Source organism: Allobranchiibius sp. CTAmp26 (assembly GCF_017565405.1).
In the GTDB taxonomy this organism is placed as follows: domain Bacteria; phylum Actinomycetota; class Actinomycetes; order Actinomycetales; family Dermatophilaceae; genus Allobranchiibius.
Genome location: NZ_JAGEKR010000023.1, coordinates 41146 through 47833 on the forward strand (window position 1 = coordinate 41146; position 6688 = coordinate 47833).

General features: G+C 68.5%; 6 protein-coding genes. 1 reads left to right on the forward strand and 5 read right to left on the reverse strand.

The annotated features are described in order from the left end of the window. Window positions 1-15: 15 nt before the first annotated feature. The 5 genes from J4030_RS16200 to J4030_RS18600 all read right to left on the reverse strand — a co-directional run bounded on the left by J4030_RS16200 (window position 16) and on the right by J4030_RS18600 (window position 4452). Window positions 16-846: an SDR family oxidoreductase gene (locus J4030_RS16200; protein WP_307864745.1), complete on the reverse strand. Its 831-nt coding sequence runs from the start codon at window positions 844-846 to the stop codon at window positions 16-18. Window positions 847-906: 60 nt separating this feature from the next. After that, complete coding sequence (locus J4030_RS16205; protein ID WP_208050278.1) at window positions 907-1329, reverse strand: hypothetical protein; 423 nt, start codon at window positions 1327-1329, stop codon at window positions 907-909. A gap of 55 nt (window positions 1330-1384) precedes the next feature. Further along, on the reverse strand, window positions 1385-2563 hold the full coding sequence (gene xylA, locus J4030_RS16210; protein WP_208050279.1) for a xylose isomerase: 1179 nt from the start codon (window positions 2561-2563) through the stop codon (window positions 1385-1387). A gap of 42 nt (window positions 2564-2605) precedes the next feature. Then, window positions 2606-3109: a hypothetical protein gene (locus J4030_RS16215; RefSeq protein WP_208050280.1), complete on the reverse strand. Its 504-nt coding sequence runs from the start codon at window positions 3107-3109 to the stop codon at window positions 2606-2608. A 164-nt stretch (window positions 3110-3273) separates the two neighbouring features. Further along, on the reverse strand, window positions 3274-4452 hold the full coding sequence (locus J4030_RS18600; protein ID WP_307864746.1) for an alpha/beta fold hydrolase: 1179 nt from the start codon (window positions 4450-4452) through the stop codon (window positions 3274-3276). 151 nt (window positions 4453-4603) lie between these two features. Here J4030_RS18600 and thrS point away from each other — a divergent pair, with 151 nt between their 5' ends. Next, window positions 4604-6586 carry a threonine--tRNA ligase gene (gene thrS, locus J4030_RS16225; RefSeq protein WP_208050282.1) on the forward strand — a complete coding sequence of 661 codons (1983 nt, stop codon included), beginning with the start codon at window positions 4604-4606 and terminating at the stop codon, window positions 6584-6586. Window positions 6587-6688 lie beyond the last annotated feature (102 nt).

The following is a 6688-nucleotide window of genomic DNA, read 5'->3' on the forward strand; positions in this document are numbered from 1 at the left end:
GTGTGGTGCAGGGGTCTACTTGGAGCCCTGTGCCTCTTCGGCCAGCGGCTGCCACTTCTCCCAGTTGGCGATGCGCGACTCGTAGTCGGCCTTGGCGATCTGGATCGGGCCACTGCCGAAGAACGCCCGCAGGGGCGGCTCGTCGGAGTCGACCAGCTTCAGGACGGCGGTGGCGCTGGCCGTGGGGTCGCCCGGTTCGGCGTTGCGCTGCTGACGCTGCTCCATGACCTTCTTGCGCGTCTCGTCGTACGCGCTGAGCTCGGTGGAGTGCTTGGACGACGGGCCGGACCAATCGGTGGAGAATCCGCCCGGCTCGATCAGCGTCACGTGGACGCCGAAGCCGGCGACCTCCTGCGCCAGGGCCTGGCTGATGCCCTCGAGGGCCCACTTCGACGCGTGGTAGGCGCCGACGATCGGGAAGGCGCTGATGCCGCCGATCGAGGAGACCTGCAGGATGTGCCCGGACCCCTGCTCGCGCAGGTAGGGCAGCGCCGCCTGGGTCACCCAGATCGCGCCGAACAGGTTGGTCTCGAGCTGGTCGCGCAGCTCCTGCTCGCTGAGCTCCTCGACCATGCCGAAGTGCCCGTAGCCGGCGTTGTTGACCACGACGTCGAGGCGGCCGAAGTTGTCGTGGGCCGCCTTGACCGCCGCGAAGTCCGCGTCGTGGTCGTTCACGTCGAGCTGCAGCGGCAGGATCGCGTCGCCGTACTTCTGCACCAGGTCATCCAGGGTGTCGGTCTTGCGCGCGGTGGCGGCGACCTTGTCCCCGCGCTCGAGCGCGGCGATCGCCCACTCGCGGCCGAAGCCCTTGGATGCGCCGGTGATGAACCAAACCTTCGAAGCCACGTGTCCTCCTCGGACGGTTGTGAAAAGTCGGTTACATCGTTCAACTAGGCGTCGCGTCATTCATTCCCGGCGCGACGACCCGACCTCTGCCGTCGATGATGTCGACGGACGTCGTTCCACCGGCTTGCCGCTGAGTTCGACCAGTCGCTCCAGGTGTTCGGCCGGGTACCCCGTGGGGGAGTCCTTCCCGCCCGACATCCGCAGGTGGACGGTGGTGTCCCACCGACCGGGCTCGATGAGTGCGTCGACCTGACTCCACGGCGTCGCTCGCAACGTGTCCCGTCGGGTGATGCCGTCGCGGTCGGCACGCAGCGTCCGGAAGTGGATCCAAGCAAAGACGCACAGGTAGACGGGGGTGAAGAATCGAAGAGGGGAATCCCACCTGAAGTTCGAGATGACGTCCAGGACCGAACCCAGCACGAAGACGACGAACACCGTGCCGACAGCGATCTGCACCCACCGCCGCGGTCGGCGCGGGACCACGATCAAACTGTCTTTCGGGTCATCGTGATCCCGCGCCGCGCGCATGTCGAACGGGTCAGCCGACGAGGTGCTGGATGGCGAGCTGCTGCAGCTTCACGAACCCGTAGTCGCGCCGACCCGCCTCGTCGGGGTCGAAGCCGTCGTCGCCGGCCAGGAACTGCTCGAGGGTCTCGTCGGCCGCGATGGTCGGCACCCGCAGGTTCGACACGCCGGCGTACTCCATGGCCTCCTGCACCTGTGGGTCGGCGCGGAATGCCCGGGCCTTCTCGGCGAGCAGCAGGTAGGACTGCATGCAGGCCTTCGCCGACTCCCAGACACCGAGGAGGTGCTCGGTGCGGGAGGGCTTGTAGTCGAAGTGCCGCGGACCGTCGTACCGGGGCGCGTCCGGCTGGCCCGGGAAGCCGTTCTCCAGCAGGTCCACCGTGAAGAACGCCGAGGCCAGGTCGCCGTGCCCGAAGACCAGGTCCTGGTCGTACTTGAGGCCCCGCTGACCGTTGAGGTCGATGTGGAAGAGCTTGCCGCTCCAGAGGGCCTGGGCGAGCTGGTGGGTGTAGTTCAGGTTGGCCATCTGCTCGTGCCCGGTCTCGGGGTTCACGCCGACGATGTCGCCGTGCTCGAGCTGCGCGATGAAGGCCAGCGCATGGCCGACCGTCGGCAGGAAGATGTCGCCGCGGGGTTCGTTCGGCTTGGGCTCCAGCCCGATGCGCAGGTCGTAGCCCTTGGACTTGATGTAGCCCGCGACGGTGTCCAGGCCCTCCTTGTAGCGCTCGAACGCCCCGTAGAGGTCCTTCGAACCGTCGTACTCGGCGCCCTCGCGCCCGCCCCACATCACGAAGGTGCTCGCGCCCATCTCGGCGGCCATGTCGACCGCGCGGATGATCTTGCGCAGCCCGAAACGGCGTACGCCGCGGTCATTGCTGGTGAGGCCACCGTCCTTGAACGCCGGATGGGTGAAGGTGTTGGTGGTGACCATCTCGATGACCAGCCCGGCGTCGTCGGCCGCCTGCTTCAGCCGGCGGGTCGACTGCTCACGCTGCGCGTCGGTGGCATCGAAGGCGAAGACGTCGTTGTCGTGGAAGGTGATGCCCCAGGCGCCCAGTTCGGCCAGCCGCTCGGCGTACTCCCACGGATCCAGCATCGGGCGGGTCGCGATCCCGAACGGGTCGACGCCGGGCCAGCCCACGGTCCAGAGGCCGAAGGAGAACTTGTGCTCGGGGCGGGGCGTCAGATCCATGGGTGTCCTTACGTCGATGGTCGAATCGGTTGCCAGGTATGTCTACTCGCCCGCGCGCGGCTCGTGCAGGTCAGGTGCCTTCGATACTTGACCCGCCTCGCCCGTCTCGGTGTCACCCAAGAGCTCAGCGTTTCTCGCGCGTACGCGTTCGCTGCGAGTCGCGAAGGCGTCCTGTTCCTGCTGCCAGGTGGCGCGAATCTCTTGTCGCCGCAGGGGTTGCGATGGTTTCGGCGAGAAATGGGTCTCGAGAGGCTTGTCGCCGACGCGCGCCACGTCGGCGGCGTAGCGGGTCGGCAATCGCGCGTGCTTGTAGTTGCGGTCGGTGCAACGCAGCGACAGCCAGACGTCGCCGGTGTAGACACCCTCGACCGTCTCCCAACGGATGACCCGCTGCAGAGGTCGCCGCACACCGACCCGGTCGACGACGATGCCGCGCGCCTCGTCGAGCACCACTTTGGTGAGAAAGACAAGGCCGATCAGACCCCGCAAGATCTCGTCGCTTGAAGGGTGGACGATCGCGGCGACGACCCACCACCCGAAGAACAAGACCCCGGCGCACTGCACCGCCGTCGCCAGCCTCGATCTGTCCTCCCGGGGGAAGTATCGGAGGCGGTCGTCCACGGTCGGATCGTACGGCGACGTCGGGCCGGGCGTGCGGGTTCGCGTCGGACCGACCGATCAGCGCTCGCGTCAACGGCTTTCGAGCTGACTCACTCCTCGTCGATCTCGTCCAAGACCTGCTGCGCGACCCGGAACGCGGACTGGGCCGCGGGCACGCCGCAGTAGACGGCGGTCTGCAGCAGCACCTCGCTGAGCTCGTTACGGGTGAGCCCGTTGGTGAGCGCGCCGCGGACGTGCACGGCGAGTTCCTGGTGATGGCCGCCGGCGACCGCGGCGGTCAGCGCGACGATCGACCTGCTGCGGCGGTCCAGGCCGGGCCGCGTCCACACGCCGCCCCACGCGTAGTCCGTCACGAAGTCCTGGAAATCGCGGGTCAGGTCGGTGGAGCCGGCGATCGCGCGGTCGACGTACGCATCGCCGAGCACCTCGCGCCGAACGGTCATTCCGGGCGAACGCGGTTCCGCGGCAACGGTGCTCGTGGTCTCGGGATCATCCCGGATGATGCGCGCGATCCGGTCGGGCATCTCTGCGGGCGCCAGGTGCGCCACGTCGTCGAGCACGACCAGGCGGCCGTTCCGGACGCCGGAGGCGATCTCCTGCAGGCCGGCGACCGGGGTCGCCGGGTCGATCGAGCCGGCCACCGCGACCACCGGCGTCCTGATGCCGGACAGCCGGTCGCGCACGTCGAACCCGGCCAGTGCCTCGCACACCTGGGCGTAGCCCTCGTCGTCGGCATCCCGCAGCGACTGCAGCAGATCGGTGGCCACCGCCGGCTCGAGGTGCGGGAAACCGGGGGCGAACCACGTACGGGTGGCCCGCTCGACCATCGCCACGGTGCCGGAGGCCCGCACCAGCGCGGCCCGCTCGTGCCACGACTGCGGAGTGCCGATGACGGCGCCGGTGCACACCAGGACGGCGCGGTCGACCCGGGCCGGCAGGTCCAGTAGGAGTTGCAGCCCGACCGCACCGCCCACGGAGTCACCGGCGTAGCTGAAGGACCCACCCGGCTCGCCGCGGTCGGTGAGTACGTCGTCGACGAGGGTGCGCACCCCGGCCGCCAGGTCGGCGATCGAGAAGGGCTGAGAAACCTCGGTGTTCGAACCGTGACCAGGCAGATCCCACGCGAGCACCTCGAAGCGGTCACCGAGCCCCGCGGCGCATCGGGACCACAGGGCACGGGCGCTGGTGCCGAGCGACGGCCCGAGCACAAGGAGGGGCAGCGAGGGGGAGCCGCCGAGGCGGACGGCGGAGATGTCGGGAGCGGTCACGGGTGCGTCCTCACGGTAGGTCGGGGTCAGTGCAGCATGGCGGTCGCGCCGTACAGCGGTAAACGCGGGTGAAACACGCCGCGGCGGCCCACTAGCCTTGCTGACGCAGTCGTCGGCAGCCCGCCGGCGCGCAACCCCCGAGGAGATCCCCGTGTCTGCCCAGCTCAGCATCCATGTCGCCGGAGACGAGCGATCGGTGCAGCAGGGGACGACGGGCACCGATCTGTTCGGCGAGGACCGGCGCGTCGTCGCCATGCGGGTCGACGGGCAGCTGCGCGACCTCTTCCGCGAGGTCCCGGACGGCGCCGCTGTGGAGCCGGTCGACATCGGCTCACCCGACGGCCTCAACGTGCTGCGGCACTCCACCGCGCACGTGCTGGCCCAGGCGGTCCAGCAGGTCAACCCCGCTGCGAAGCTCGGCATCGGCCCGCCGATCACCGACGGCTTCTACTACGACTTCGACGTCGAGACCCCCTTCACCCCGGAGGACCTGAAGGCCCTGGAGAAGGCGATGCAACGCATCGTCAACGAGGGTCAGACCTTCTCCCGCCGCGTCGTGAGCGACGACGAGGCCCGTGCCGAGCTCGCCCACGAGCCGTTCAAGCTGGAGCTGATCGGCCTCAAGGGCGGCGCGGCAGAGGCCGCGGACGGCGCCGAGGCGGAGATCGGCGCGGGTGAGCTGACGATCTACGACAACGTACGGCGCGACGGCTCGGTCGCCTGGGGTGACCTGTGCCGTGGCCCGCACCTGCCGTCGACCAAGCTGATCGGCAACGCGTACAAAATCATGCGGTCGGCGGCGGCGTACTGGCGGGGGAGCGAGAAGAACCCTCAGCTGCAGCGCATCTACGGCACCGCGTGGCCGAGCAAGGAGGAGCTGCGCGCGTACACCGACCGGCTCGCGGAGGCCGAGAAGCGCGACCACCGCAAGCTCGGCGCCGAGCTCGACCTCTTCTCCTTTCCCGAGGAGCTGGGCTCGGGTCTGCCCGTCTTCCACCCCAAGGGCGGTGTGATCAAGCGGGAGATGGAGGACTACGTACGCCGTCGCCACATCGAGGAGGGCTTCGAGTACGTCGGGACGCCGCACATCTCCAAGGAGGCGCTCTTCCACACCTCCGGGCACCTGCCGTACTACGCGGAGAGCATGTTCCCCTCGTTCGACCTCGACGGGGTCGATTATCGCCTCAAGGCGATGAACTGCCCGATGCACAACCTCGTCTTCAAGTCGCGCGGCCGGTCGTATCGCGAACTGCCGCTGCGGCTCTTCGAATTCGGCCACGTCTACCGCAACGAGAAGTCGGGTGTTGTGCACGGTCTGACCCGGGTGCGCGGGTTCGCGCAGGACGACTCGCACTCGTACGTCACCCGTGAGCAGGCGCCCGCTGAGATCAAGCACCTGCTGAACTTCTGCCTCGGGCTCTTCCGCGACTTCGGGCTGGACGACTTCTACTTGGAGCTGTCCACCCGCGAGACCGAGGGCGAGAAGAAGGACAAGTTCATCGGGTCCGACGAGCAGTGGGACGAGGCCACCGCGATCCTGGAGCAGGTCGCGACCGAGTCGGGGCTGGAGCTGGTTGCCGACCCCGGCGGCGCGGCGTACTACGGGCCCAAGATCTCGGTGCAGGCACGCGACGCCATCGGTCGCACCTGGCAGATGTCGACGATCCAGTACGACTTCAACCAGCCGGAGCGCTTCGGGCTGGAGTACCAGGCGGCCGACGGCACCCGTCAGCAGCCGGTGATGATTCACTCGGCCAAGTTCGGCTCGATCGAGCGTTTCCTCGGGGTGCTCGTCGAGCACTACGCCGGCGCGTTCCCGGTGTGGCTCTCGCCGGTGCAGGTGCTCGGGGTGCCCGTCGCCGCCGAGTACGACGACTACCTGCGCGGCGTTTTGGATCGTATGAAGGAGAAGGGGATCCGCACCGAGCTCGACGTGTCGGACGACCGCTTCCCGAAGAAGATCCGCAACGCGTCGAAGTCCAAGGTGCCCTTCACCCTGATCGCGGGGGACGAGGACCGGGCCGCGGGCGCGGTGTCGTTCCGCTACCGCGACGGGTCGCAGAAGAACGGCGTCCCGGTCGACGAGGCGATCGAGCTGGTGCAGCAGGCGATCACCGACCGCGCCCAGGTCTAACCGAATTTGGACATGCACACCGGGGCAAATTTGCCCCGGTGTGCATGTCCAATTCTTTGGCCCCGTCCACACCCCTTGATTGACGAGGGCCTTGTCCACAGC